Below are 24329 nucleotides of genomic sequence, written 5' to 3'. Positions count from 1 at the left end.
GCATGCCGCCATCGATCCGGGTAGAGGGCCTGTGGAAGGAGTACATGGTCGGCCAGCAGGTCGAGCGGCACGGCACTTTCTATGACCTGCTGAGTCACTGGCTGCGATTGCCCGCGTCGCGTCGCAACCCGACATCGCCGGTCGCCAGCAACTCCGGACCCTCGTCTTTCTGGGCGCTGCGAGATGTGTCCTTTGAAGCCTACCCCGGCGAAGTCATCGGCGTTATCGGGCGCAACGGAGCGGGCAAGAGCACGCTTCTCAAAGTCCTGAGCCGCATCACCGCGCCTACGCGTGGGCACATCGAAATTCGGGGCCGCCTTGCCAGCCTGCTTGAAGTCGGCACCGGTTTTCACCCGGAACTGAGCGGCCGTGAAAACGTGTTTCTCAATGGCGCGATCCTGGGCATGTCGCAAAAGGAAGTGGCGCGCAAGTTCGACGAGATCGTCGCGTTCGCCGAAGTCGAGCGATTCATCGACACACCCGTCAAGCGCTACTCGAGCGGCATGTATGTACGGCTCGCGTTCGCCGTTGCGGCCTTCCTGGAGATGGACGTTCTCATCGTGGATGAAGTTCTTGCAGTGGGCGATATGGCATTCCAGAAGAAGTGCCTGGGCAAGATGCATGAAGTCGCTTCCAGCGGTCGCACCGTGTTCTTCGTGAGCCACAACCTGGCCGCCGTACGCAAGCTCTGCACGCGCGCGATCCTGATGGACCAGGGCGCTGTTGCAATGGACTCCGATATCGCGACAGTGTTCTCCAGCTACATACGCAGCTTCACGCTCAGCGACGAAGCCAACCCGATCGTGTTCGCCCCGGACGCAACGCTGGATACCGACATCGAGCGAATCGAATTGCTCAACGAAGCCGGCGAGCTCGTCCCGTCGGTCGCAACCTTCGACTTCCTGCGGGTTCGCATTCGCATCAAGTCCAGCGTCGAGCTGCCTGGGGCATCGGTGGTGTTCCAGGTGGCAGCGCTTGACGGCACGGTGCTGATCCTCACCTCCACGCAGCCCGACCACACAGTGCCCGTCGATATCAGCGTGGGCGAATCGTTCTACGACTGCGTCTTCGAGAAGTTTCCTTTTTCTGCCGGTGCATTTCGCATCGGTGCGGGTATTGCAATTCCCGGTGTGCGCTGGATCGTGGACCGCCTCGACCAGGCCATCCTCAACGTCGCTGCCCGGGACGTTTTCCATTCCGGCCAGGCACCGGAATCATCGAGATACCTGCTCGTCGCCCCCCACCGATGGGAGACTGGCGCTGCGCCAACCGCTCAAACCAAGGACCCCTCGCTGTGAATCGCGTCATCGCCGCCTTGCCGCTTGAATTGCAGGGCGCAATCGAGTTCCTGACCGTTCCCGAGACCCGCAAGAGTTGGGGCGGGCCTTTCAACGGCCAACTGCGCCGGTCCGACCAGGTGCGCGAAATCTTCGAGGCCATCAAGCCCGATGCGGTGTTCGAAACCGGAACGTATCGGGCAACGAGCACGCTCGCATTGGCCGCGCTTTCAGATGCACCGCTCTACACCATGGAGCAATCGGCAAAGCAATGGGGCTACTCGCGCACGCGGCTGCTGCTCCATCGCGGGGTGACCTTGCTCAGGGGCGACAGCCGCGTTCATCTGAAGCGCCTGTGCGAGCAGTTGCATCGCACGAAGCGGGCGCCCTTCTTCTATCTCGACGCACACTGGGAAGAAGACCTGCCGCTCGCGCAGGAGCTGGAGATCATCTATTCGTTTCCCTGGCAGGCAACCGTCATGGTGGACGACTTCAAGGTCGAAGGCGACCCTGGCTATGCCTACGATGACTACGGTCCCGGCAAGGTGCTCGACCTGGGCTACGTCAAAGGCACAGTTGAACGCCATGCGCTGCAAGTGTTCTTCCCGAGCGCGCCCTCCGGTGAGGAAACCGGTGCGAAGCGCGGCTGCCTCGTGCTTGCACGCAAGGGCGCTGTTGCCGACAAGCTCGATTCGCTCGCCAGCATGCGCAAGCACCAGGTCGAGCCGGCATGACACCTATCGCCCACCTGTGACAGAAGCGGTCCTCCATTGAGCAATCAGCGCGCAGCCCACTTCATCAGCTGGCCCTACCTCCTGGATGGCCCGCCCAACCGCGCGCTCGTCTCTGCGCTGCTGGAGCTGGGCTACGAGGTCGATATCTACACGAGCGATCCCGCTCTGGACGTTACCCATCTCGGGCCCCGGGTGCGCGCCCACCACGTTGAATACCGCTATCAATGGATGGCCAGGAACATGCTGCGCGCATCGTGGCTGCGTTACGACCTGTTTTGCGGCACCACCGAAGACCCGATGGCCGTGGCCGGACTGCTGGCCCGCCTGTATCGCCGACGGTGCGTGACCATGGCCGACGAAATCAAGAACGGAAGCACCGGCGGCATGCGTGGCAACCGCTGGAAGGCGCTGTGCCGGTTCGGCATGCGCGCGTCCGACCTCACCATCGTCAATACGCCCGAGCGCATCGCCATCCAGCGCGAGTACGCGGGGCTGGACGCCACGCACCCCTTTGTCGTGATGCCCAACAGCTTCGTCACGCCACCTGCGCCGGGCGACCGCTCAGCCTTGCGCCGCGAGCGCGGCATGCCGCCCGATGCGCTGGTCGTGTGCTACTCGGGCGTCTTCAGTGTGGGCAACGGCGCGGCCTGGTTTGCGCAGGCGCTGGCCCAGCGCACCGACGCATGGTTCTGGGGACAAGTGGTTCCGCACGATCCCACCATCGCGGGCCTGCTGCCGTGGCTGGACGGACACGAGCGACTGGTGATCGAGCCGGGGCCGCTGGGCTGGACCTTTCCATCGGTCAGCATGGCCGCAGCTGATATCGGCGTCGTCGTTTACCTGCAGGACGCGCCGCAGTTCATCAACATGGGCACGGCCTCGCAGCGGCTGTGCATGTTCCTGTCGATGGGCGTTCCGGTGATCGCCAGCAGGCAAGCCAGTTTTCAATTCATTGAAGACTACGACTGCGGCGTGCTGGTCGATACCGCTGATGAGTTTGTCGCAGCCATCGGCACCATCGCCGGCCGCCTTGCCGAGATGAAAGCCAACGCGCTGCGTTGCGCAACCGAATTCATCGACGCTGCCGGGCATCACGCACGACTCGTCGAAGCCCTGCGCAAGCTGGACGCGAGCAACCAGGCCCGCCAGAATTGACGGCGACCCCAAGCCGATTGCCCAACCCCTGATCGCCATGCCAGCATCCCCCGCCGTCACCTCGCGCGCCGCATCGGCAGGCGATACCGCATGGCCCAAAGTCAGCATCGTCACCCCCAGCTTCAACCAGGGCCCCTACATCGAGGAGACGATCCGCTCGGTGCTGATGCAGGACTATCCCAACCTCGAATACGTGATCATCGATGGCGGCAGCACTGACGAAACTGTCTCCATCATCCGCAAGTACGAAGCATCGCTGACCTACTGGGTGAGCGAGCCTGACCGCGGCCAGACGCACGCCATCAACAAGGGCTTCGGGCACACCACCGGCGAGATCCTGTGCTACATCAACAGCGACGACATCCTCCTGCCCGGCGCGCTGCGCGAAGTCGTGAAGCAATTCCGCCAGCAGCATCGCCCCACGCTCGTGTGCTGCTCGGGCCAGTACTTCGGCTCGGGCGTTGACCAGGTGATGGGTGCGCGCGCAACAGAAGACGGCAGCCCGCGCCCGTGGGCCCCACCCGACGCGCCGCGCCTGACCGACTGGCTCACCACGCACACCAGCTTGCTGCAGCAATCCACCTTCTGGAACCGCAAGCTGCACACGGCGCTCGGCGGCTTTCCTGAAGCATTCAATTTCTGCTTCGACAAGGACTTCTTTCTTCGCGCCATCTTCGAGCAGCAGGCCTACATCGCGTGCCCTTCGATTCTTGCCGCAGGCCATCGCATGCACAGCGAGATGAAGACGGCCACCATCCCCGATGTGATGATCCGCGAGAACGAAACGATCTGGCGTCACTACACGCCGTTGCCATGGGCGCAGCGCCTGCTGGAGCGTGAGCGCCGCGCGCAGCGGGCACAGGAACTCATGGCGTCATGCCTGGACCACCGGGGCCTTGCTGCGCGGCTCAAGTGCCTTGCCACCAGCGCGTTCCTGTGGCCGCGCGTCATGAACCAACGCATGTTCTGGGGTGCCGTGCGCCGCACCCTGTCGCTGCGCGCGCAGTTGCCATGAAGGTGCTGTTCGTCACGCAGACGGCGGCCGTGCGCGGCGGCGTCGAGCGCTGGCTCGCCAACCTGTGCACAGGCCTCATCGCCAGTGGCGTCGATGTCGTGCTCGCCTATGTCGACGGCCCCGTGTTTCACGACGCACAGGCCTACCTCACCGCCTTTCCTGAACTCGAAGCCGTGCCGCATGTCATCGTGCGCTCGCCATCGGGCACCGCACGCGGCCGCATCCGCGCGCTGGAGCAGGCGTTGAAGGCGCTGCGGCCCAACATCGTGGTGCCGGTGCTGGTTCACGAAACACTCGCCGCCACACAGGCCCGAAAGCTCGCGGGCGACAACATCCGGCTGGTCTACCCGCTGCATGAAAACGAGGTGTGGGCCTTCGAGGCGGTGGCGCGCAACGCCGATGCAATCGACGCCGTCATCTCTGTCAACCGGCTGATGCTGCAGGCCCTGCAAGCCTGGGCCGGCTGGCCTGCCGATCGAAGCCATCACATACGTGCGGGCGTGGCCGTACCCCTGCACGCACCGCACACACCCCGCACATCACATGGCAGCGAACGGCTCGTCATCGGCTACTGCGGCAAGCTCGTCGAAAACCAGAAACGCGCAGCAGACCTCATCGGCTTTTGCCGTCAGCTCGACATCGACATGCCCGCCTACGAGCTTCGCATTGCAGGCGAGGGCGATCTGCAGCCGACGCTCGAACACGAGCTTGCCGATCAGGTGCAGGGTGGCCGTGTGCGCTTTGTCGGCACGCTGGACCCGGCGCAGCTGCACAACGATTTCTATCCGTCGCTCGATGCGTTGCTCATCACATCGGACTGGGAGACCGGGCCGCTGGTCGCCTGGGAAGCCATGATGCACGGCGCCGCCGTTCTCACCACGGCTTACCGCGGACTGCGCAGCGAAGGCCTGCTGCGGCACGGCGACAACGCGCTGGTGTTTCCGATCGGCCAGCCCGAGACGGCAGCGACCTTGCTCGCCCACGCGCACGGCCAGGGCCTGCTCACAAACATCGGCCGGCAGGGCCGCATCACGGCTCATGCAGAACTCACGCTGGAGCTCATGACCACCCGATGGATCGCTGCGTTGCAGGCGATCCATTCCCAGCCCGCCAAGCCTGCGCCTGCCGGTTTCGAAAGCCACGACATCTCGATCGCGCAGTGGCTGCACGACCTGCTGCGCGGTGCGCTGAACCGGCCGCTGGCTGGCGCCGACGCTCACGAGGAGTGGCCGCGCTACAGCCCCGGCCGCACCGACCCCCACGACCGCGCCGCCTTCTCGGCGCGTCTCGACCTGCTTGAAGCTGATCCCGAAATGGCCCCCCATGCTTGACACCCTTCGCGCACTCGTTCCACCTGCCGCCAAAAAGCAGATCAAGCGTGTACTCGGGCGGCCCGAGACGCAGCTCCACGCCGACTGGGATGTGCTGTCCATGATCGGCCCGGTGACCACGCCGCATGTGGTGCTCGATGCGGGCGCGCACCACGGCTGGTTCTTTCACTGCTGGCTCGACTGGTGTCCGCAGGGCGTGGTGCATGCCTTCGAACCCACGAAGGAATCGTTCGATGCGGCCATGGCCTCGTATGGCAACGACCCCCGCGTGCACCTGGTGCCGCGCGGGCTGGGCGTGAGCGACACCGAACTCACATTCAATGTGCTGGAAGGTTCGACGATTTCCAATTCGTTCCTGCAGCCGCAGCAGTCCGCCTGGGATGCCATCCACTACGGCACGGGCGAAGTTTCGACGCGCCGCGTGCAGGTCACCTCCATCGACAACTACTGCGCCGCGCACAACATCGATCGCGTCCACCTGCTCAAGATAGACGTGCAGGGTTTCGAGCTCGAAGTGCTCAAGGGTGCGCGGTCCACGCTGGCCCGCATCGATCACGTGCTGGTGGAGGTGGGCATACAGCGCCTGTACATCGGCGCGCCATCGTTTGCCGAGGTCTGCGTCTTCATGGAAGAACAGGGCTTTCACCTGATGCACATGAGGGCCTGGCATCAGGGCAACCGGGTGCTGGTCGAAACCGACCTGCTGTTCAGGCGCAATGAGCTCGCACCGCCCACAGATCCGACGGGCGCGCGGCACTACGTCAGCCTGCAGGAATGAAGCCCGGCGGCGTGCTGTTCATCGCGCCGTCCGCCTATCCGCTGGGCGGCGTGGCCGTGTGGCTGGACTACCTCGTTCCCGGCCTGAAGTCGCTGGGCATCCCTGCGAAGCTGGCGTTGACCGCCGGCCCGAGGCACGACGCCGCTGCCTATCTCTCTGGCCATCCGGGTCTCAGCGCACGACAGATTTCAAACCCGACCGGAAGCGCGCAAGGTCGCGTGCGAGCCATCGCGAAGGTGCTGGCCGAACAGAAGCCAGAGATCGTCGTTGCCGTGAACATCGTCGACGTATACGCCGCCGTGCGCGAAGTGCGCGCCAAACGCCAGCAGATCAAGGCGGTGATGGCGCTGCATGCGATTGCCGCCGACCTGCTGGCTGACCTGGCGCGCGAAGCCGATGTGATCGATGCGGTGATCTCAACGAACATGCTCGCGACTCGCCTGTGCATTGAGGTCGCGCACATCCCTGCCGAACGCGCCTTCTACGCCCCCTGCGGCGTCGATACAAACACCCTCGCCTCGCTGAACCGCACACCACGCGAAGGCCCATTGCGCATCGCATGGATCGGCCGCCTGGAGAACACGCAAAAGCGCACCGCCGACCTGCCAGCGATTGCGGCGCGGCTCGATGCGCGGGGTGTCGACTGGCAGTTGACCCTGGCAGGCGACGGTCCTGATAGAGACGCGCTGCTTGCGCAACTCGCGCCGTGGATACAGTCGGGCCGCGTCCAGCACATCGGCGCCCTGCCCGCAGACCAGATCGCCCGCGTCTATGCGGCGAGCGACGTGTTGCTCGTCACCTCCGAATGGGAGACCGGCCCGCTGGTGGCATGGGAGGCGATGGCCGCGCGGGTTGCTCTTGTCACGAGCCGCTATGTGGGCTCTGGCCTCGAAGGCGCATTGCAAAACGGCATCAACTGCCTCCATTTCGAGACCGGTTCTGCAGATGATGCCGCCGCATGCCTCGCAACACTGGCTCGCGAGCCGCAAACTTTGGCGGCCATCGCACTTGCAGGCCAGCAACTCGTGCAGCACAGATACACCGTTGCAGCATCGATACGCAGCTGGGCCGAAGCTCTGCAACGGGCGCGCGATCTGCCGCCGCTTCCATCAGCTGCATCGCGCCCCCCATCGCAACCGCGCGCCGCGCCGCAAGGCCGACTGGACCGCCTGCTCGGTGCGCAAGCAGGCGAGACCCTGCGCGCCGCGATGGGCATCCGGTACGAACACGCCGATGCGGGCGATGAATGGCCGCACACCGGCAGCGCCATGCCCGAGGGCGACTTGATGCAGCGTGCGGCCCGCATCGACAGGCCCGAGCGCCATCCGCCCGAGAACGCCCGACAATGAAGCAGCACCCTGAACCTCGCCCCATGCGCTCCAAACCCGAACTCTTCATCGCCATTCCGACCTGGAACAGTGCCCTCTTTCTCGAACCCTGCCTGCGGCAGATCGAAGCGACCTGCGCCGGCATCGACTACCAGGTCGGCGTGCTTGACAACGCATCCACCGATGCCACGGCGGCCATTGCCAAAGCGCACGGCTGCCGCGTCGAGGTACGCGCCTACAGCCTGCCCGACGCACTGAACAAGATGCTGCACTGGTCGAATGCGCCGTACACCCTGTTCATCCACGCGGACACCTTGCTGCTGAACCCGAAGTGGTTTGAGCTGTGCAGGGCAAGGATGACGCCATCGACGGCGCTGGTGTCACCGCAAGACATCGGCTGCGGCCCCTACACGCGCCCCTGGGGCAAGGACAAGCCCGAAAGCTCGTTCATGCTCTTTCGCACCGAGGCGCTGCGCCGCATCCGCAAGGTGCGGTGGGTGCAGCGGTTCAAGATGAAGATGCCGCAGCGCATCGTCAACTTCTACTCGGCCAATGTGACGCACTACCTGCCCGAAGAACTGGCGCAGCATGGCTTTGGCTGGCAGCCGATGAAGGTGCACACCTCGCGCCACATCGAACAGGCGCTGTATGTGCCGCGACCCGATGTGCGCTGCTGGGACGACGAGCTGGCGCACCTCGAATACGGGCTGGGCAACTTCTACAGCATCGATGGCGAAGTGACGCACTATCACAACTGGTATGAGCGGCAACTGGACAACGAGCACTCCGCGCAGCAGCCGGACAAGTCGCTGATCCCGCTGGATTACATCGGCCAGCGTTCGCGCCAGTTCCTGGCGGACCTCAAGGCCGGCCAGGTCGGCCTGCCCGACACCGCGATCCCCGAGCGTGAACCGCGCGGCCTGCCGGTGCGCGAGATCGCATGACAGCCCTGCGGCGAGCACGGACGTTGATGGGCGTGCTGGTCAAGGACCTGCCTGTCTATCTTCCTGCGCTCGCAGGCGGCGCGGGTGCCTGGCTCACCGCACGCAACCGCGATGAGCGGCTGGACCCCGGCCCGGACGGAATCGGCTATCGCTGCGACTGGGAATGGACCCGCGAACTGCATGCACCGCAACACGTTCCCGCCCTCGGTCGTGCGCTGATGCGCCGGGCGCTCCACGCGCATCCGGTGCGCCGCGCGAAGACCTTCACGCCAGACACATCGCAACAGCCGCAGGTCTGCTTCGTCATCGGACATCGCGGGCAAGCGCGGCTGCCGCACCTGCTCGCAACGCTGGAGAGCATTGCCGCCCAGGACGGCGCGCGCATCGAATGTGTCGTGGTCGAACAGGACGTGCAGGCCACGCTCGCGCCGCACCTGCCCGACTGGGTGCGCCTGGTCCACACACCGCCGGCCGACGCCGGCGTGCCTTACTGCCGCTCGTGGTCGCTGAACGCGGGTACCGACGCAGCGCGGGCCCCCATCGTGATCCTGCACGACAACGACATGCTGGTGCCGGTGGACTATGCGGCGCAGGTCATAGCGCGCATGGCCCAGGGCTACCACGTGGTGAACCTGAAGCGCTTCGTGTTCTACCTCGATGCGGATCACACACGACGCATCTTTGAGGGCCAGGCCGCATTGCTGGATGCAGCGCCCGAAACCATCGTGCAAAACCTGGAAGCAGGCGGCAGCATCGCGATCACCCGCGACGCGTTCGAGCGCATCGGCGGCATGGACGAATCGTTCATCGGATGGGGCGGCGAAGACAACGAATTCTGGGAGCGCGCGCAGACGCTGCGGGTGTGGCCCTGGGCTTATCTACCCATCGTGCACCTGTGGCATGCGGCGCAACCAGGCAAGCGCGATGCGCAGTACCAGACGGCCCTGCACTACCAGAAACTCAGGGCAGTCGATCCTCGCGAGCGGATCGAGGCGCTGAGGAAACTGCGGCAGGCCGCCTGACCAACAAGAGCTGGCCGACGAGGAACACGCCGGCATAACCGACGAGCGCAACCAACATGGACAGCACGTCGCCCCGCAGCCGCCATCCCACCAACCCGACCAGCAGCGCCGCCAGCACGGCGTGCAAGACGCGCAACCAGGTCTGGGCCGGAAATTCCTTCACGCGCCGCAATTGACGGGTCAGCGGCTCGTCGACGAACCGCGTCATGAGCCACGCCACGCCAAATGCTGCAACGAGATAGACCGGCAGCGCGAACAGCCAGCGGGCGGAAGTTGCGGGCAACAGGAGATATACGCAGGTGACCAGCGTCGTCATCAACGGGATGTGAACCAGGTACAGCGCAAAGGAAATCCGCCCGAGGAACTGCGGAACGCGCCGCTCCAGGAACCGATGCGCGCCCGACGTGAGCAGCACACCCGCCAGCAGCAAAATGGCGCCGAGCGCGAGTGTGAATTCAAACGAGCTCGCAACCACCGACAGCGCCTGGTGCAAGACGTAGAAGTGTGTCTCTGCCGGATCGCGCGCCGCGCGGCCGCCGAGCAGCAAACCGGCAACGATCAGCAATGGCCCGAGAAGCCCCGCGCGCAACTTGTCCAGATGGCCGCTCGCGTGCGCTTCGAACAACAAGGCCCCACCTGCCATGCCCATGTAAGCGCCTAGCCCGAATCGCGCGGGAATCGTCAGCACAAGCAGGGCGAAGAGGCACGGCACCACCGCCTGCCGCGGCACCAACCTGTAAACAAGGTAGATCGCGATCGAACCGAACAGCTCGACCCGCATGGTCCAAAGGACGCGGTTGATGTTCGACTCCCCAAATCGGAACGGGTTGAACACGGCGTCCCACGCGGCCTGGAAAAAGGTAGGGGAAGGGTTGTGATACCACTGCAGCCACGGATTTCCAACCACCTGGGCCGCTGCACGCGACGAGTCACCGAACACCTTCAGGAGCACGAAGGCCAGGCATGCACTCACCAGCATCGGAACGGCGAGCCGCAAGTAGCGCCTGCCCACCAGCAGTGTCAACGGCACTGCGTTGGGCGACATCGACTGGGCGATGACAAAACCGGACAGCGCGAAAAATGCGTGGACAGCGAAAGAGCCGTTGTAGAAAACCACCAACGGAGAACCGGCCAGCCAGTCCTGGAATGCATTGGTGTTGACGCCCTTCGCACCGAAGTAGGCAGCCGGAAGAAAGCCCGCGATGAAGTGATGCACCATGACGCAAAGCGCGCCGACGCCGCGCAGACCGTCAAGGCTTCGATGGCGCGTTTGCCTCGGATCATCGGCGCTGTGCAACGTTGTCATCGCGGGGAATTGTCGTTCACAATCCGACACACCTATGGCAGTACCCCGTTCTCGCAGATCATGAGTGGATTCCAGGGTCTCACCCCACAAAGTTTGCGCGACGCGGTCACAGGCAAGGACCGCACGCTGGTGTACTCGTTCGGATGCGACCGGAGCGCGGGCTTCGGTGCCGATTACCTGGGCTTTGTGGGCAAGCTGATGTGGTGCCTGCAAAACGACGTTGGCTTCAGGTTTGGCGAAGTGCGCCGGCCTGTTGGCTTCATCACGGCGCGCGGCTGGACCGACTACTTCGAGCCGTTTTGCGAAGAGGCGCGCGGGCCGTTGCTGGACAAGCTCAATGTGCACGCGTTTCCCTACGCCCGCCGCCTGCCGTTTCTCAAGACGTTTGCCGGCGCGTGGCTGCGCGCAACCGTGCAGCCTGCGTCCGACTACTTTTCGTTCGACGCGCTGGACCAAGTCACCGGACAGGGTCAGCGCGGCATCGCCGCCAACGACTTCCTGAAGGACCGACAGGCCCTGATTGAAGTCCTGTGGCGCTACAACGCGCAGACCTTGCGCGAGGTCCGGCAGATCAAGGAGCAGGCGAACCTGCTGCCCGAGTCTTCGAGCTATTTCGCCATTTGCGTGCGTCGCGGAGACAAGCTCATGGAGCACGGTTATGTGGGCGTGCAACGCTACGTTCAGGCCATTGCGCAGCACGCCGGCTCGCTGCGCACCCTGTTCCTGGCAACCGACGACGCGAGCGTGGTGGACGAGGTGCGCAAGGCCTTGCCGGACTTCAATGTGCTGACGTTGACCGATCCCGCATCGAAGGGATACGTTCATCGCGACTTCAGCAGCCTGCCTGCCAGCGAGCGCCGACGGCAAACCCTGCGCTTCTTCGCGCAATTGGAGCTGATGCGCGACGCGCGCTTTTTCATCGGCTCGCGCACGACCAACGTTTCATGGATGGCCAATGCCTTGCGCGGCGGCGACGGAGTGCACTGGGTTGACTGAGCCGCTCCAATCGCGCAAGCGCATCGTCATCGTCGCGCCCGCCATTGGAGGCGGCGCAAGCGTTGCGGGCATAGCGCTGCGCCACGCGCACTTGCTGTCCAGCCAATTCCAGGTGCATGTGGTCACGCAATCTGTTCCCCATGACCTTCCTGCCCACATCGGAAGAACGATCGTGCGCCCTGTGCGCTGGGACTGGCTGCGACGCTTTTGCCACGTCCCCAACGAGCTGTCATTCGCATGGGCCGCCCGACAGGCCATCATCGAACTGCAAGCGCAAGGCCCGGTCGATGCGATCTGGTGCCACGGCCACACGATCGCCGCACTCGTGGCCGGTCCCTTGCGGTCCAGGCTGGGCGCCGCCGTGATCATCACCGTGCACGGCAATATCTTCGAGCGGCCGCCGGGCACCTACACATGGGATCTCACGGCCCTGTATCGATGGGCCACGCGCCGCACGCATGTTGTCGCCGATGCCATCCATGCCATCAGTCCGGCAATCGCGGAAGCCGCAATTGAGCACGGCGCGCCGCCCGCTCACGTGCACCTGATTGCGCATGGCATCGAGCCCGAGACCATCGGGCTGCGCGAGACGCATCCGCGCATCCCCGGGGAGTTTCTTGTCAACGACACACTGCAACTGCTCTATGTCGGCGGCCTCCTGCCCATCAAGGGCCTTGACGGCCTGCTGAAAGCGGCAGCCTCACACACATCGCATCGCATCGAGCTGGTCCTGGCAGGAGATGGCCCTGAACGAAGCCACCTCGAAATGCTGGCGCGGTCGCTAGGCGTCAACGCGAAGTTCCTGGGTGCTGTGCCTCGGCAAGAACTGGGCGCGCGCTACCGCCGCGCGGACATCGTGTGCCTTCCTTCGCTATCCGAAGCGTTGCCGCTTGTCATCCTGGAAGCGATGGTGTGTGGAACGCCTGTCGTCGCGAGCAACATCGGCGGCATTCCGTCCATGGTCGCGGACGGACAGAACGGTCACCTGGCGACGCCGGGGGATGCAGTCGCGCTGGAGCAAGCCCTGTCCCGTGCGGCCGCTTCGCGCGAACACCTCGCGTTGCTGGGAGCCACAGGATGGGCTCGTGCGCGCAAGGATTTCAGCTGGCCTGCGATTGGCAAGCAGCTGGAAGCATTGGCACTCACTGCGATTGACAACGCACCAAGGCGAAGGGGGCGTGGATGACGCTGCTCTCCCGCCTGGCCAGCTATGCCCGGCTCTTCAAGCCCGCCTCGCGAGCGCACTGGTCGATTGGCATCTACACCGGAGCGAGCCCGACCGAGCTGACCCCGCACCCTGACCTGCCGGGCGGGCTCGCGCTTTCGACAGCCTCCTTGCGCGGCATCCGGGCCAGCGGTGTGGCCGACCCGTTCATGGTGCAGCACGCAGGCCGCTGGTACATGTTCTTCGAGATCGAGAACCTGCAGTCCGGGCGCGGCGAGATCGGTCTTGCGCAAAGCGATGACTGCGTGTCATGGACCTTCGACCGGGTTGTGCTGGCTGAACCCTTTCACCTGTCGTATCCGCAGGTCTTCGAATGGGATGGCGCGTTCTACATGCTGCCGGAGTCCGCAGCGGCCAACAGCCTTCGTCTCTACAAGGCCACGTCGTTTCCGCACGAATGGAAGTTCGAGTGCGAACTGCTGCCCGGCAAATTCGCGGACGCCACGATGTTCCAGCATGCGGGCCGGTGGTGGATCTTTGCCAACGAAGGTTTCCGGCAACAGGACCTGATGACGATCTATCACGCTGACCGCCCCGAGGGACCGTGGCATCCGCACGGTGCCAATCCGGTGCTGCAAGGCAACCGGGCGCGATCTCGTCCGGGCGGCCGCGTGGTGATGCACGACGGACAGCTTGTGCGTTTCGCGCAGGACTATCAACACAGCTACGGACGCCTGGTGCGCGCATTTCGCATCGTCGAACTCGATGCGCACCGCTTCGCTGAAGAAGAACTGCAACGCCCGGACGGCGAGCCCATTCTCGGCGCCAGCGGATCAGGCTGGAACGCCGACGGCATGCATCACATCGATGCCCACCCGCTGGGCGACGGCAGCTGGATCGCCTGCGTGGACGGACGCATCACCGAGCGGTATCTGCCCGCGTGGGACGCGTTGCGACGTCGATTCGGAGCGCGAGACAAATGATGGCTGCGCTCGTCTCCACGATCATTCCGGTCTTCAACCGTTCGGCGCTGCTGGTCGAGGCGGTGCAAAGCGTCCTCGCGCAAACGTACCGGCCCATCGAAATCATCATCGTCGATGACGGATCGACCGACGACACGCCCGCCACGATTGAGGCGCTCATCGACCAGCACCCCGCGCTCGTCAGGTCGACTCGCATCAACAACGCGGGTCCAGGCGCCGCGCGCGAAGCGGGCCGGCTGCTGGCGCAAGGCGAGTTCATCCAGTACCTCGATAGCGACGACCTGCTGCTTCCAGAAAAATTCCAGGCGCAGGTCAACGCACTGGACCAGAACCCCGGCTGCGACATCGCCTACGGCAAGACGCAGTTCACCTGGATCGGCCAACCGCCCGAGCCTGGGGCCTATCGACGCACAGGAGAGAAACACGATTTGCTTTTTCCGGCGTTTTTGCTGGGACGCTGGTGGGTCACGCAAACGCCACTCTATCGACGATCATTGACCGATCGCCTGGGTCCGTGGACCACTCTCTGGAGCGAGGAAGACTGGGAGTACGACACACGCGCCGCATCATTGAAGGTTCGAGTGTGCTTTGCTGACACGTTTGTATCGATTACGCGCGCCCATGAGCCCGAAAGGCACCTGAGTTATGGGAGCACGACAAACCCTTCCAAGTTGCGCGACCGCGCACTCGCGCATGAATTGGTCCTGGGACATGCCCGCACGGCAGGCATCACGGCCGACCAGCCTGAGATGCAGCATTTCTCGCGTGCGCTATTTCTTCTGGCGCGCCAGTGCGGCGTAGCCGGCCTCGTCAACGAATCGCGCCGCCTGGTCGAGCTATCACGTGAAGCAGCCGGCCCGAGGCGGGCCTCCGCCCTCGACTACAAACTCTATCGCGCCGGTGCCCAACTCCTTGGCTGGAAGGCGATGGGGCGCCTGTCGCAATGGCTCGATGAGCGCCGCAGTTGACGATGTTGCTGCGGCATACTGACCCGATGAAGGCGCCCCTCCAATGACTACCCCGCTGGTATCGGTCGTCATGGGCGTCTACAACGGCGCAGCCCATCTGGAAGAGACCGTGCAGAGCATCCTTTCGCAAGTCGATTGCGAGCTGGAGCTGATCGCCATCGACGACGGATCGCAGGACGGATCTGCGCAAGTGCTGGCTCGGCTGGCCCATGCCGATGCAAGGCTGCGCGTGATAACCCAGCCCAATGCAGGCCTCACGCGCGCGCTGGTGCGCGGCTGCAACGAGGCGCGCGGCGAGTTCATCGCGCGTCAGGACGTGGGCGACATCTCGCTGCCGATCCGCCTGTCGCTTCAGGCGCGCGCCCTGGCCGGCTCGCCGCAGATCGCCTTCGTGAGTTGCGCGCATCGCCTGATGGGTCCGGCAGGCGAGCCGCTCGCCACGACCACCACGCCGCAAGACCGCCCTGCCGGTGGCGCAGTGCCCGACCCCCATCACGGAAGCGTGATGTTTCGCAGGTCCGCCTACCTGCAGGCCGGCGGTTACCGGCCCGCGTTCTACTTCGCGCAGGATGTGGACCTGTGGTCGCGCATGATCGAAATCGGCGGCTTTCACGCCTGCCCCGAGGTGCTGTATGAGGCGCGCTTCGACCTGGACAGCATCACCGCGCGCCATCGTCCCACGCAGCAGGCCCTGCGGGCGCTGATCGATCAGGCCGCGACGCTGCGACGCAGCGGCGCCAGCGATGCACCGGTGCTCGCGCAAGCGGCTGCCCTGCGCCCGGCACCGAAGGGCGATTCGACTTCCAGCAGCCGCCGCGGCGAGGCCGCGTATTTCGTCGGTAGCTGCCTCGCACAACAAAACGACCCGCGCGCGCGCGCCTACCTGCTCCAGTCGCTGCGCAGCAATCCCCTGCATATCAAGAGCTGGCTCAAGCTCGCGCGGCTCGCCCTGGGCACCCTGGGTTTCCTGGGTAGTGCCAGCCGATGAGCCGCCTTGCCCTCACGGTCGCCATTCCCACCTACCGGCGCGAGGCCGTGCTGGTTGATACCCTGCGCAGCCTGCTGGCGATGGAACCCCGCGCGGCAGAAATCCTGGTGCTCGACCAAACCGCAACCCATGAACCGGAGACGAGCCACGCATTGCAGGCCATGGCCGATGCGGGCGATATCGGATGGGTCCGGCTCACGCTGCCATCCATCCCTGCCGCCATGAACCAGGGGTTGCTGCGTGCGGCCTGCCCCCTCGTGCTGTTTCTGGACGACGACATCGCACCGGAGGCCGGACTGCTCGCCGCGCATGTGCAGGCTCACGCGGCGCATCCGCAAGGCATCATCGTCGCGGGCCGCGTGATCCAGCCCTGGGAAGAAGACGTTGCGGTTGCCAACGGCGATCCGTTTCGTTTCGCGTCCACCCAGCCCCGATGGATCCATGAGTTCATGGGCGGCAACTTCAGCGTGCCGCGCGCCATCGCGCTGGAGCTGGGCGGGTTCGATGAGAACTTCGTGAAGGTGGCCTATCGCTTCGAAGCCGAATTCGCGCACCGGTTCAAGGCCTGCGGCCGCCAGATCCGCTTCGAGCCCGCCGCCTGCCTGCATCACCTCAAGGTGACCGCTGGCGGCACGCGCACTTTCGGCGACCACCTGAGCACCTGGCGGCCCGATCACGCGGTGGGTGCGTATTACTTCGCGCTGCGCACCGGCACATGGCGTGACTTTGCAACACGCCCCTTGCGCTCTGTCACCACGCGCTACCATCTGCGCCACCCCTGGCGTATCGTGGGCACACTCTTTGCTGAACTGAGCGCAATGGCCTGGGCCGCTGCCCTGACGCTCAGGGGGCCCAAACGGCTTCCCGACGCCGCTACCAGAACCGGACCATGACACTGTTGACGATCGCACTGCTGGGATTTGCAGGCCTGCTCACGGTCCTCGATTGGCGCAAGGGCCTGCTCGTGTGCATCTTCATCGGTGTGGCGCAAGACCCCCTGCGCAAGCTCGCGCCCGGCCAGCCGACCTACTACGTCGTTCTGGTCGGACTGATGTTCGGGCTGACGTGGCTGCGAGCCGCCGGAGCGCGTGTACCCCTTGGGCTGCGATCCATCTACGGCTGGAAGCGCCACCTCAAGGTGCCGTTCACCGTGTTCATCCTGCTGGTGCTCGCGCAGGCGTTTCATTCGCTGGCCCGCTACGGCAGCTGGCTCATGCCGGCCATCGGCCTGCTGGTGTGGCTTGCGCCCATTCCCGCAGTCGTGCTGGCCTACCAGTTCGCCACGCGCCGGGGCCTGCGTGGGGTGAGAAAGATCATGCTCGCCTACGTGATCGTCGCACTCGTGGCCCTGTCGGGTGTTTACCTTGAATACATCGGCTTCACCTGGGCGATGCTGGGCGAGATCGGCGAAGGCCAGATCATCTATGACGTGGGCACCATCCTGAAGGCGTACTCCGGCTTCTTCAGGGCCTCGGAGATTGCCGCATGGCATACGGCGACGATCGCCTGTTTTGTTTTCATCCTGTCCATCGGCAAGCGGGCGACGCTGGTGCGCCTGCTGATGGCGGCCGCATTGATCGCCGTCCTCGTCTCGCTCGGGCTGTTGACCGGCCGGCGCAAGCTGCTGGTCGAGATCACGGTCTTCATCACCATCTATTTCTTCCTCGTGGCATGGCTGCAGCGAGGTGCAGCCCGGCTGGCCATGGTCGTGCTGGCGGCAGGGGCCATCGGTTACGTGGGCATCGTCGGCTTCATCGCGCCTGACCTGGTGAGCAGGTCGTACACCAACGACCTGCAGCTCAAGGACCCCACCGGCATGGAAGGCTATGCGGCACGCGGCAAGTCGGTGTTCAACGACCTGCCCAGCCGCATCGACGAACTGGGTGTCAGGCCGGTGAGCTGGTCCATCAACCGCTATGGCTGGATGGGCGCGGGCCTGGGCACCGGAAGCCAGGGCACCAGCGCCATCGCCGAGGCCAATGGCATCAGCCGGGGGCCCGCTGAAGGAGGCCTCGGCAAGGTCACGATGGAACTGGGCGTGCCCGGCCTCTTCGTCGTGCTGTGGCTGTTTGTCGCGCTGGGCAAACACCTCAGGGCGCAGGTGACGTTCCTCACGATCCAGTCGCCGCAGCACGCGCGGCTGTCGTACGGATTGATCGCATTCCTGGTGGCCAACGCCGCGACGTTCAGCGTGGCAACGCAGGCGTACAGCGACCTCTTCGTGCTGCTGATCCTGGGCTGGAGCCTGGGCTTCCTGCTCGCCATGCCGGTGCTGGCGGCCAGGGGTGACGGCCTGCGCCGCGCTCCCGCGCCTTACCAACCCGGCTACATGGGTGCGGGCATGGGCGTGACCGAACCGCAGGGCCTTTCGATGCCCTCTGCCGGACAGCAGTGAGCGACGCCCAGCCGACCGCAAAGGCACCGCCACGCGTCCTGGTGATCGCGTCGCATCCGATCCAGTACCAGGTGCCGTGGTTCCGGGCGCTCGCGCGTCGCAGCGATATCGACTTCTCGGTGCTGTTCGTGCAGATTCCCGATGCGAAGCAGCAGGGGCACGGTTTCGGCGTTGCCTTCGAATGGGACATTCCACTGCTGGACGGATATGCGTGGAAGCTCGCACCCGAGGTGCGCGGACCCGGCGGCTTTGACGGATTTTTTGCTGCCCGCATTCACAAGCCGCTGGCGTTGCTGCGAGAGTGCAACGCCGATGTCGTGGTGCTCACCGGCTGGCACATCTGGCCGCTGGTGCAAATGCTCGCGGCGGCCCGCTGGCTGCGCATTCCGGTCATCATGCGCGGCGAGTCCAATGCGCTGCGGCCACGCGGGGTGATGGCGCGCATCGCGCATCGCATCCTGTTGGCGCAGTGCGCGGCCATGCTGCCCATCGGGCGCTCCAGCCGGCAGTTCTACGAGGACTACGGTGTCGGCCCCGAGAAACTGTTTGACGCGCCCTACTTCATCGACAACGACCGCTTCGCCTCCAACGCACGCCTGCTCGCGCCCGAACGCGACGCATTGCGCAAGGCATGGGGCATTGCGCCCGGCGCCACATGCTTTGTGTACGTCGGCAAGCTTGAGAGCAAGAAGCGCATCTTCGACCTGCTGGCGGCAACGGCGATCCTTGCAAAAGAAGCCGCTTCGTTTCATGTGCTGGTGGTCGGGTCGGGCGAACTGATGGCGCAGGCGCAGGCGCAGGTTGGGCAGGCCCATCTGCCCGTGACCTTTGCAGGCTTCATGAACCAGTCGGAGATCACGCGGGCGTATGCCGCAGCGGACTGCCTGGTGCTGCCGTCTGACTTCGGCGAAACCTGGGGCCTGGTGGTCAACGAAGCGATGGCGTGCGGTTTGCCGGCCATCGTGAGCGACCGCGTGGGATGCGCGCAGGACCTGGTGACGCCCGGTGAGACGGGGCACATCTTTGCCTTTGGCGATATCACCGCGCTCGCGGCCTGCATGAAGCAATCGGTCGCTGATCCTGCGGCATTGGCAGCGATGGGCGCTCGTGCGCGCGAACGTGTCCACACGCGCTACGGCATAGACCAGGCAGTCAAGGGCACCGTGGACGCCATAGCCTTTGTGCGGGACGGCGCGTGAAGGTACTGCACGTGATCCCCTCGCTGGCCGAGGTTCACGGCGGCGCAACCGCTGCATTGCTGGCGATGGAGCGCGCGATTTCCGTGCAGGGCATCGCAGTGGAAACCGCCACGACCGACGACGACGGCCCCGGCCAACACAACGGCCGCCCCTGCGGCGTTGCCCTGGCAGAAGACGGCATCACGCGCTGGTACTTTCGCAAGGGCTTCGAGTTCTACAAGGTGTCGGGTCCGTTCGCAACATGGATCGCAAGCAACGCAAAGCGGTACGACCTGCTGCACATCCATGCGCTGTTCTCGTTCACATCGGTCGTTGCAGCGATGGCCGCGCATCGCGCCGGCGTGCCCTACATCATCGAGCCGATCGGAACGCTCAACCGCTACGGCATGACGCAGCGCAGGCCCGCGCTCAAGCGGCTGTCGATGCGGTTCATCGAAGGCCCTATCCTGGCTCGCGCCGCTGCCGTTCGGTTCACCAGCCAGCAGGAGGCAGCCGAGGCGGTGCAGCAGGGATTGACCCTGAAACCGGTCGTGATCCCGCTGGGCGTCCAGATGCCCGACGACGCCAACCTGTGCGAGCGACCGGCAGGTGGTGACGCACGCGGGTTCACGCTGCTGTTCCTGTCACGGCTGGACCCGAAGAAAAATCTGGAAGGCTTGCTCGATGCTTTCGCGCTGCTTGCGAAAGAGCGCCCCAACACGCACTCCGATGTGCGCCTGACGATCGCAGGCGACGGCCCTGCGCCCTATGTTGCATCGCTCAAGGCCCGCGCAAGTGCGCTGGCGATGGCGGACCGCATTCACTGGGCAGGGCATGTCGAAGGCGACGACAAGCGGCGTGCATTCGAAGCTGCCGACATCTTCGTGTTGCCTTCGCACTCCGAGAACTTCGGCATGGCCGCCGCAGAGGCACTGGCCTGCGGCGTGCCCTGCCTGCTGGGCCGGGGCGTTGCCGTCAGCGACGACGTGGTGCAAGCCGCTGCCGGTATCGCCGTCACCACCGACGCCGCCGACATTGCGCGCGGCCTGCACTTTATGATGGCCGACAGGTCCGCTCTTCGCACCATGTCAATCAACGCCAGGCAACTCGCGTTGACGCGTTTTTCAATGCAGGCCATGGGCGAGCGCCTGAGCCATCTCTACACGGAAATCCTCGCGCGATGAAAACGATTCTGGTGACCGGCGCAGCAGGCTACATCGCAAGCCACACCTGCAAGGCGCTCGCCGCAGCGGGCTACCTGCCGGTCGCGTACGACAGCATGGTCAACGGACACCGGTCGGCGGTGCAATGGGGGCCGCTGGTCGAAGCCGACATCCGGGACAGGGGCGCACTCGACCAGGCCTTGCGCACCTACCAGCCGATGGCAGTGATGCATTTCGCGGCCTTTGCCTATGTGGGCGAATCGGTGACGAACCCGGGCAAGTACTACCGCAACAACGTGGACGGATCGCTCACGCTGCTTGAAGCCGCGCGCGACGCCGGCATCGGGCAGTTCGTCTTTTCAAGCACCTGCGCCACCTACGGCGTGCCCCAGGTCAGCCCGATTCCCGAAGACCATGCGCAGTCGCCGGTCAATCCGTATGGCGCCTCCAAGCTGATGGTCGAACGCATGCTGCGCGACTTCGACGCAGCGCACGGCCTGCGCTCGATCTCGCTGCGTTATTTCAACGCGGCGGGCGCCGACGTCGACGGCCTCATTGGCGAATGCCACGAGCCCGAGACGCATCTCATTCCGCTGGCGCTCGATGCGGCGGCAGGCACTGGAAGCCTGACCGTGTTCGGCGACGACTACCCCACGCCCGACGGCACTTGCGTGCGCGACTACATCCACGTCGATGACCTGGCCCGGGCGCATGTGCTCGCGCTTGGTGCACTCGAGTCGGGCCGGCCGACCACGGCATACAACCTGGGCAACGGCATGGGGTTTTCTGTGCGCGAAGTGATAGAGACAGTCGAGCGTGTCACGGGCCGCAAGGTGCCGCACACCATCGGGCCTGCGCGGGCCGGTGACCCGCCCGCGCTGGTGGGCGACGCCAGCCGCGTGCGACGCGAACTCGGCTGGAACCCGCAGCACACCACGCTTGAAGCCATCGTCGAGACCGCGTGGCGATGGCACCAGAGGGCGCGATGAGCAACACACCGCCGCCGCGCGCCACTTCGCCAGTCAGCGTGATGATCTTCACGCTCAACGAAGAGATCCACCTGCCCCATTGCCTGGCATCGCTTGGCTGGTGCGATGACGTGATCGTGATCGATTCGTTCAGCACGGACGCGACGGCGCAGATCTGCCAGAGCTCGGGTGTGCGCTTCTTCCAGAATCGATTTGAAGGTTTCGGCACCCAGCGCAACTGGGCCCTGGACCACACCGCGCCACGGCACCCGTGGGTTCTCGTGCTCGATGCAGATGAACGCGTGCCGCCGGACCTTGCCCATGAGCTCACGACGCTGGCGCAGGCCGATGCGCCTGGCGTGGGCGCTTACCGTGTTCGCCGGCGCTTTCACATGTGGGGCAAATGGCTGCGCCACAGCAGCCTGTACCCCACCTGGGTGGTGCGCTTCATCCGGCTCGGTCGCGTGCGTTACGAAAATCGCGGACACGCAGAGACGCAGCAGGTCGAAGGCGAAGTTCGCGATCTGCGCTGCGACCTGGTCGATGAGAACCTCAAGGGCATCGACGAGTGGTTCGATCGGCAAAACCGCTATTCCACCAAGGACGCGCAGTTCGAACACGCGTCACGGGGCGGCTTCGATGGCAGTGGCGTCGGCTGGGCATCGCTGCTGTCGGGCGACGCGCTCGAGCGACGCGCCGCGCTCAAGCGCGTGGCGGCGCGCCTTCCTGCACGCGGCATCGCTTACTTTCTCTACAGCTACATCTGGCGGCGCGGCTTTCTCGACGGGCGGGAAGGCTTCATGTTCTGCCGCATGCGGGCGATGTACCAGACGCAGGTGGCACTCAAGGTCTTCGATCTCGAACAGCGGAGCACCCATTGAGCCTGATCCTCGGACTGAACGCGTTCCACGGCGATGCGTCGGCATGCATCTTTCGTGACGGCGTGATGGTGGCCGCCGCCGAAGAAGAGCGCTTTTTGCGCATCAAGCACTGGGCGGGCTTTCCTGCGGAGGCGATTCGCTATTGCCTGCAGGAAGCCGGAGCCACGCTTGCCGATGTGGACCACATCGCGCTGAACCAGGACGGCCGCGCCAATCTGGCGCGCAAGGTCGCCTACACACTGCGCCAACGGCCCGACATCTCGATGGTGCTGGACCGGCTTCGCAACAAGCGCAAGCGCACGGGCGCGGCGCAGCAGCTGGCCAAGGCATTTCCGGGCACGCAGTTTCGCGGGCAGATCCACGGCATCGAACACCATGTGGCGCATCTGTCATCCGCATTTCATGTATCGCCATTCGAGGACGCAGTGGTGGTGTCGGTCGATGGCTTCGGAGACTTCGCCAGCGCGGCGTGGGGCGTGGGGCACGGCACGAAGATCGATGTAGCGGGCCGCGTGCTGTTTCCGCATTCGCTGGGCATCTTCTACCAGGCCATCACGCAGTTCATCGGGTTTGCGCACTACGGCGACGAGTACAAGATGATGGGCCTGGCTCCCTACGGCAAGCCGACCTTCATGGGCGCCATGCGCCAGATCGTGGCGCTTGAGGACGACGGCAGCTTTCGCCTCAACCTCGATCTGTTTCGCCATCACCGCGAGAAGGTGGCGATGGAGTGGGAAGGCGGCAGCCCGGAGTTTGGCGACCTGTTCAGCGATGGCCTCATCGCACTGCTGGGCCCGCGCAGAAAGCCCGACGAACCCCTCACCCAACGGCACATGGACCTCGCGCACTCTGCGCAGGCGATGTACGAAGAAGCCTTCTTCCACCTGCTGGGCAAGCTGCATTCGCGGTATGCGATGGATGCCATCGCCCTGTCGGGTGGATGCGCGATGAACTCCGTGGCCAACGGCAAGGTAACGATGCGCTCGCCGTTTCGCCAGGTCTATGTGCAGTCGGCGGCCGGGGATGCGGGCGGCGCGATAGGCGCAGCGCTTTCGGTCTGGCACAAGCTGGGCGGCAAGCGCGGCCCGGTCCATGACCATGCTTATTGGGGACCGTCGTTCAGTGATGGCGCGGTGAAGGCGTTGCTTGAATCGCGCGCCGTCGAGATCGCAGACGCGGGTTGCCAGGTGCGCCACGCCGACGAGGACGCATTGACGCAGGAGACCGCAGCCGCGATCGCCCGGGGCGAGGTGGTCGGCTGGTTCCAGGGCCGGATGGAGTGGGGACCGCGAGCCTTGGGCAACCGCTCGATCCTGGGCGACCCGAGACGCGCCGACATGAAGGAGCGGCTCAACCTCAAGATCAAGCGACGCGAATCGTTTCGCCCGTTCGCGCCGTCGGTGCTCAAGGAAGCGGTGCCGCAGTGGTTCGAACTGGACGGCGATGTGCCGTTCATGATGCAGGTCTATCCGATTCGAAGCGACAAGCGCGCGTTGATCCCGGCAGTGACCCATGTCGACGGATCAGGACGGCTGCAGACCGTGACTGCCCACGCGAATCCGCGCTATCACCGCCTGATATCCGCGTTTCGTGACCTGACCGATGTGCCGATGGTGCTCAACACCTCGTTCAACGAAAACGAACCCGTCGTGTGCACGCCCGCCCAGGCGCTCGATTGCTTCCTGCGCACGCGGATGGATTTGCTGGTGCTGGGCAGCTTCATGGTCACCCGCACACCAGACGGACCAGCCTGA

22 protein-coding genes are annotated in these 24329 nt (G+C 64.9%); 21 read left to right on the top strand and 1 reads right to left on the bottom strand.

The features are described 5' to 3' along the window. Nucleotides 1-2: 2 nt before the first annotated feature. The 9 genes from AQ12_RS00965 to AQ12_RS00925 are packed head-to-tail and all read left to right on the top strand — an operon-like array spanning nucleotide 3 to nucleotide 9584. Nucleotides 3-1298, top strand: coding sequence for an ABC transporter ATP-binding protein (locus AQ12_RS00965; protein ID WP_048438120.1), 1296 nt, complete (start codon nucleotides 3-5; stop codon nucleotides 1296-1298). Continuing rightward, nucleotides 1295-2011: a hypothetical protein gene (locus AQ12_RS00960; protein ID WP_152682621.1), complete on the top strand. Its 717-nt coding sequence runs from the start codon at nucleotides 1295-1297 to the stop codon at nucleotides 2009-2011. The genes AQ12_RS00965 and AQ12_RS00960 overlap by 4 nt, the downstream gene beginning before the upstream one ends. Before the next feature lie 36 nt (nucleotides 2012-2047). Further along, nucleotides 2048-3166 (top strand): hypothetical protein, encoded by a 1119-nt coding sequence (locus AQ12_RS00955; RefSeq protein WP_048437969.1) that lies wholly within the window; start codon nucleotides 2048-2050, stop codon nucleotides 3164-3166. Nucleotides 3167-3203: 37 nt separating this feature from the next. Further along, nucleotides 3204-4181, top strand: coding sequence for a glycosyltransferase family 2 protein (locus AQ12_RS00950; protein WP_053076492.1), 978 nt, complete (start codon nucleotides 3204-3206; stop codon nucleotides 4179-4181). Next, on the top strand, nucleotides 4178-5512 hold the full coding sequence (locus AQ12_RS00945) for a glycosyltransferase family 4 protein (RefSeq protein WP_048437968.1): 1335 nt from the start codon (nucleotides 4178-4180) through the stop codon (nucleotides 5510-5512). Before AQ12_RS00950 ends, AQ12_RS00945 begins: the two co-directional genes overlap by 4 nt. Next, a complete protein-coding gene (locus tag AQ12_RS21855; protein ID WP_053076491.1) occupies nucleotides 5505-6290 on the top strand; it encodes an FkbM family methyltransferase in 786 nt (261 codons plus the stop codon). Before AQ12_RS00945 ends, AQ12_RS21855 begins: the two co-directional genes overlap by 8 nt. Further along, a complete protein-coding gene (locus AQ12_RS00935; protein WP_048437967.1) occupies nucleotides 6287-7639 on the top strand; it encodes a glycosyltransferase family 4 protein in 1353 nt (450 codons plus the stop codon). The genes AQ12_RS21855 and AQ12_RS00935 overlap by 4 nt, the downstream gene beginning before the upstream one ends. Nucleotides 7640-7662: 23 nt before the next feature. Beyond that, on the top strand, nucleotides 7663-8562 hold the full coding sequence (locus tag AQ12_RS00930; RefSeq protein WP_048437966.1) for a glycosyltransferase: 900 nt from the start codon (nucleotides 7663-7665) through the stop codon (nucleotides 8560-8562). Next, on the top strand, nucleotides 8559-9584 hold the full coding sequence (locus tag AQ12_RS00925; RefSeq protein WP_082151339.1) for a glycosyltransferase family 2 protein: 1026 nt from the start codon (nucleotides 8559-8561) through the stop codon (nucleotides 9582-9584). The genes AQ12_RS00930 and AQ12_RS00925 overlap by 4 nt, the downstream gene beginning before the upstream one ends. Here the strand turns inward: AQ12_RS00925 and AQ12_RS22905 are convergent. Continuing rightward, nucleotides 9523-10890, bottom strand: a complete 1368-nt coding sequence (locus tag AQ12_RS22905) for an acyltransferase (protein ID WP_048437964.1) — start codon at nucleotides 10888-10890, stop codon at nucleotides 9523-9525. The genes AQ12_RS00925 and AQ12_RS22905 overlap by 62 nt on opposite strands. A 9-nt stretch (nucleotides 10891-10899) precedes the next feature. Here AQ12_RS22905 and AQ12_RS22900 point away from each other — a divergent pair, with 9 nt between their 5' ends. The 12 genes from AQ12_RS22900 to AQ12_RS00860 are packed head-to-tail and all read left to right on the top strand — an operon-like array spanning nucleotide 10900 to nucleotide 24329. Further along, nucleotides 10900-11886 (top strand): hypothetical protein, encoded by a 987-nt coding sequence (locus AQ12_RS22900; protein WP_161798964.1) that lies wholly within the window; start codon nucleotides 10900-10902, stop codon nucleotides 11884-11886. Further along, a complete protein-coding gene (locus tag AQ12_RS21850) occupies nucleotides 11879-13072 on the top strand; it encodes a glycosyltransferase family 4 protein (protein ID WP_053076490.1) in 1194 nt (397 codons plus the stop codon). Before AQ12_RS22900 ends, AQ12_RS21850 begins: the two co-directional genes overlap by 8 nt. Next, nucleotides 13069-14034, top strand: coding sequence for a hypothetical protein (locus AQ12_RS00905; protein ID WP_048437962.1), 966 nt, complete (start codon nucleotides 13069-13071; stop codon nucleotides 14032-14034). Before AQ12_RS21850 ends, AQ12_RS00905 begins: the two co-directional genes overlap by 4 nt. Beyond that, nucleotides 14031-15002 (top strand): glycosyltransferase family A protein, encoded by a 972-nt coding sequence (locus AQ12_RS21845; RefSeq protein ID WP_053076489.1) that lies wholly within the window; start codon nucleotides 14031-14033, stop codon nucleotides 15000-15002. The genes AQ12_RS00905 and AQ12_RS21845 overlap by 4 nt, the downstream gene beginning before the upstream one ends. 43 nt (nucleotides 15003-15045) lie before the next feature. Further along, the gene (locus AQ12_RS21840; protein WP_082151335.1) at nucleotides 15046-15990 is read left to right on the top strand and encodes a glycosyltransferase; all 945 of its coding nucleotides are present in this window, start codon (nucleotides 15046-15048) and stop codon (nucleotides 15988-15990) included. Further along, nucleotides 15987-16883, top strand: a complete 897-nt coding sequence (locus tag AQ12_RS21835) for a glycosyltransferase family 2 protein (protein ID WP_053076487.1) — start codon at nucleotides 15987-15989, stop codon at nucleotides 16881-16883. Before AQ12_RS21840 ends, AQ12_RS21835 begins: the two co-directional genes overlap by 4 nt. Then, the gene (locus AQ12_RS00885) at nucleotides 16880-18385 is read left to right on the top strand and encodes a hypothetical protein (RefSeq protein ID WP_048437961.1); all 1506 of its coding nucleotides are present in this window, start codon (nucleotides 16880-16882) and stop codon (nucleotides 18383-18385) included. Before AQ12_RS21835 ends, AQ12_RS00885 begins: the two co-directional genes overlap by 4 nt. Beyond that, nucleotides 18382-19584, top strand: a complete 1203-nt coding sequence (locus tag AQ12_RS00880) for a glycosyltransferase family 4 protein (protein ID WP_048437960.1) — start codon at nucleotides 18382-18384, stop codon at nucleotides 19582-19584. Before AQ12_RS00885 ends, AQ12_RS00880 begins: the two co-directional genes overlap by 4 nt. Further along, nucleotides 19581-20747 (top strand): glycosyltransferase, encoded by a 1167-nt coding sequence (locus tag AQ12_RS00875; protein WP_048437959.1) that lies wholly within the window; start codon nucleotides 19581-19583, stop codon nucleotides 20745-20747. Before AQ12_RS00880 ends, AQ12_RS00875 begins: the two co-directional genes overlap by 4 nt. After that, the gene (gene galE / locus AQ12_RS00870) at nucleotides 20744-21715 is read left to right on the top strand and encodes a UDP-glucose 4-epimerase GalE (protein ID WP_048437958.1); all 972 of its coding nucleotides are present in this window, start codon (nucleotides 20744-20746) and stop codon (nucleotides 21713-21715) included. Before AQ12_RS00875 ends, galE begins: the two co-directional genes overlap by 4 nt. Next, nucleotides 21712-22575 (top strand): glycosyltransferase family 2 protein, encoded by an 864-nt coding sequence (locus AQ12_RS00865; RefSeq protein WP_048438113.1) that lies wholly within the window; start codon nucleotides 21712-21714, stop codon nucleotides 22573-22575. The genes galE and AQ12_RS00865 overlap by 4 nt, the downstream gene beginning before the upstream one ends. Next, a complete protein-coding gene (locus AQ12_RS00860; RefSeq protein WP_048437957.1) occupies nucleotides 22572-24329 on the top strand; it encodes a carbamoyltransferase C-terminal domain-containing protein in 1758 nt (585 codons plus the stop codon). Before AQ12_RS00865 ends, AQ12_RS00860 begins: the two co-directional genes overlap by 4 nt.

It is taken from the genome of Caenimonas sp. SL110 (genome assembly GCF_001044395.1).
GTDB lineage: Bacteria > Pseudomonadota > Gammaproteobacteria > Burkholderiales > Burkholderiaceae_C > Ramlibacter.
The sequence above is the reverse complement of the archived record's forward strand: the minus strand, read 5'-3'. Positions and strand labels throughout refer to the sequence as shown.

Coding starts and splice junctions, on each gene's coding strand:
- AQ12_RS00965 (WP_048438120.1), top strand. CDS start 3: ATGCCGCCATCGATCCGGGTAGAGGGCCTGTGGAAGGAGTACATGGTC.
- AQ12_RS00950 (WP_053076492.1), top strand. CDS start 3,204: ATGCCAGCATCCCCCGCCGTCACCTCGCGCGCCGCATCGGCAGGCGAT.
- AQ12_RS00945 (WP_048437968.1), top strand. CDS start 4,178: ATGAAGGTGCTGTTCGTCACGCAGACGGCGGCCGTGCGCGGCGGCGTC.
- AQ12_RS21855 (WP_053076491.1), top strand. CDS start 5,505: ATGCTTGACACCCTTCGCGCACTCGTTCCACCTGCCGCCAAAAAGCAG.
- AQ12_RS00935 (WP_048437967.1), top strand. CDS start 6,287: ATGAAGCCCGGCGGCGTGCTGTTCATCGCGCCGTCCGCCTATCCGCTG.
- AQ12_RS00930 (WP_048437966.1), top strand. CDS start 7,663: ATGCGCTCCAAACCCGAACTCTTCATCGCCATTCCGACCTGGAACAGT.
- AQ12_RS00925 (WP_082151339.1), top strand. CDS start 8,559: ATGACAGCCCTGCGGCGAGCACGGACGTTGATGGGCGTGCTGGTCAAG.
- AQ12_RS22905 (WP_048437964.1), bottom strand. CDS start 10,890: ATGACAACGTTGCACAGCGCCGATGATCCGAGGCAAACGCGCCATCGA.
- AQ12_RS00905 (WP_048437962.1), top strand. CDS start 13,069: ATGACGCTGCTCTCCCGCCTGGCCAGCTATGCCCGGCTCTTCAAGCCC.
- AQ12_RS21845 (WP_053076489.1), top strand. CDS start 14,031: ATGATGGCTGCGCTCGTCTCCACGATCATTCCGGTCTTCAACCGTTCG.
- AQ12_RS21840 (WP_082151335.1), top strand. CDS start 15,046: ATGACTACCCCGCTGGTATCGGTCGTCATGGGCGTCTACAACGGCGCA.
- AQ12_RS21835 (WP_053076487.1), top strand. CDS start 15,987: ATGAGCCGCCTTGCCCTCACGGTCGCCATTCCCACCTACCGGCGCGAG.
- AQ12_RS00885 (WP_048437961.1), top strand. CDS start 16,880: ATGACACTGTTGACGATCGCACTGCTGGGATTTGCAGGCCTGCTCACG.
- galE (WP_048437958.1), top strand. CDS start 20,744: ATGAAAACGATTCTGGTGACCGGCGCAGCAGGCTACATCGCAAGCCAC.
- AQ12_RS00865 (WP_048438113.1), top strand. CDS start 21,712: ATGAGCAACACACCGCCGCCGCGCGCCACTTCGCCAGTCAGCGTGATG.